Consider the following 2100-nt stretch of genomic DNA (forward strand, 5'->3'; position numbering starts at 1 on the left):
CTGAAAACAATTTTTCAAACCCAGAACAATTTTCACAACTCAAAGCAAATATTACAAATCCCACACAAAAAAAAGAGAGTACACTGAACAAAAAATACATAGACCTAAAATAGTCTCCAAATATATTAAATAAAAATAAACACAATAAAATTAATTAAAAAAGATAGTACACCCAACTTACAATTCATCCACGACCTAAAAGAGGTCGTGGTATTCTTGCATTATTTAAGATAAATATGCTAATCATTAAATATAACATACGAGTTACTAATTTTATGAACAGAAAGTATCTGATTGCAGCAATTGCAATTATTGTTATAATAGGCATCGGTGCATTTGCACTGACAAACACAAATACCTCCTCGGGAAATGCGTCTGTCAATGTCGATGCAAGTGCACTTGAAGATATGGGAAATATTGTAGTAAACGGCAGTGATGAATCAAAAGAGAAAGGATTTATTTCATCCAGTACCAGTGATTTGAATTCTATTTTAGTAACCAATAACGGTAAATTGTCATTGAAAGATGCTATCATCAACAAAACAGGAGACACAGCCACTTCAGGTGACGATGCAGACTTTTACGGAGTCAATTCAGCTATTTTAGTGAATACCAATGGTACCCTGGACATTTCAAATGTGGAAATCAATACCAATTCCAAAGGATCCAACGGTATTTTTGTAACCAACTCTGAAGCTTCAACCTCATCAAGTGGTGGAAACTCATCAGGTGATGGTGCTTCCCAAGGTGGAGGACAACCTCCTGAAGCAACCGGAAACGGCGAAGGCTCACAGGGAGGAAATGGAAGTCAGCCTCCTGAAGCAACTGGAAACCAACAAGATGGAGGCGGAGGCCAGCCTCCTGAAATGCCTTCAGGCGAAGGATCTGGTGAAGGAGGACAGGCTCCTGGAAACGGTGGGGCAGACCCATCAGGTGCAAGTGATGTCAGCGGCAATACACAGGCCACTATCAAAAACGTTAAAATAACAACCCACTCAGACAAGTCAAGAGGACTTGATGCGACCTACAAAGGAATAATAAATGCTGAAAACGTAATCATCAATACTGACGGCCAAAGCTGTGCTGCACTTGCAACAGACCGTGGAGAAGGAGAAGTTCACGTTAAAAACTCAGACATCAACACAGGCGTAAGCAAAACCAGCGGCAGAGGCTCTCCTTTAATCTATTCAACCGGAAACATTACTGTCGACAACTCAAAAGGTACTGCATACGTGTCTCAGATTGCATGTATCGAAGGTAAAAATTCCATTGAAGTTACAAACTCAGACCTTACAGGTTATGCAGAAGGTAACAGAAAGGACGGCGACAGTTATGTTGATTTGGGAGGAGTTTTCATCTACCAAAGCATGAGTGGTGATGCTGATGTTGGAACATCACTCTTTACTGCTAAAAATTCCAAACTGTCAATAGCTTCCGACTCCTCAGTGTATAAGGATGCACCGATGTTTCATGTAACAAATACTGCTTGCGTAATTGATTTGGACAGTACTGAGCTCAGTTTCGGTAGCGGAACATTTTTAGAAATAGCAGGTCAGAACCAGTGGGGAACAACAGGCTCCAACGGAGGAGTGGCTGAGCTAAATACAAACAATGAAAAAATAGATGGAAACATTGTTGTCGATTCTATAAGCTCCCTTAACTGGACCATGAAAAGCACCGAGTTCAAAGGTGCAATAAACTCTACCGGAAACACTACCATTAATGTTGGCGAAGGTTCAACATGGACATTGACTGGTGACAGTGAAGTTTCATCTCTAACCGTAACAGGCAATATTGAATATGGTAACTATTCAATTTCAGTAAACGGTCAAAAATACGATAGTTCAAACCCTTTTAAAGGTTAGGAAAGATTGATTCTTTCCTATTTTATTTTTAAATATTAAACTTCAAATTATTTTTTAACTGATTTTTCATATATTCATTTTCAGCTTTAAGCTGAGCAATTTAAGAGTAATATGCGCAAAACGAATAACATTTATCAACAAATTCTAAAAATTTTCTAAAGACACAAAATACTTACTATAATCTTTTTTTAATAATATTACCCTAGAAGTGAGCACTTACATTCGAAAAACTTTA

The 2100-nt window shown here is 38.1% G+C and carries 1 protein-coding gene; it reads left to right on the plus strand.

Going from position 1 to position 2100, the window contains the following annotated elements:
• Positions 1-275: 275 nt before the first annotated feature.
• On the plus strand, positions 276-1865 hold the full coding sequence (locus tag ACKI2P_RS08225) for a hypothetical protein (RefSeq protein ID WP_407376722.1): 1590 nt from the start codon (positions 276-278) through the stop codon (positions 1863-1865).
• Positions 1866-2100: the final 235 nt, after the last annotated feature.

Origin of the sequence: Methanobrevibacter sp., assembly GCF_045541095.1 — an archaeon.
Classification (GTDB): domain Archaea; phylum Methanobacteriota; class Methanobacteria; order Methanobacteriales; family Methanobacteriaceae; genus Methanocatella.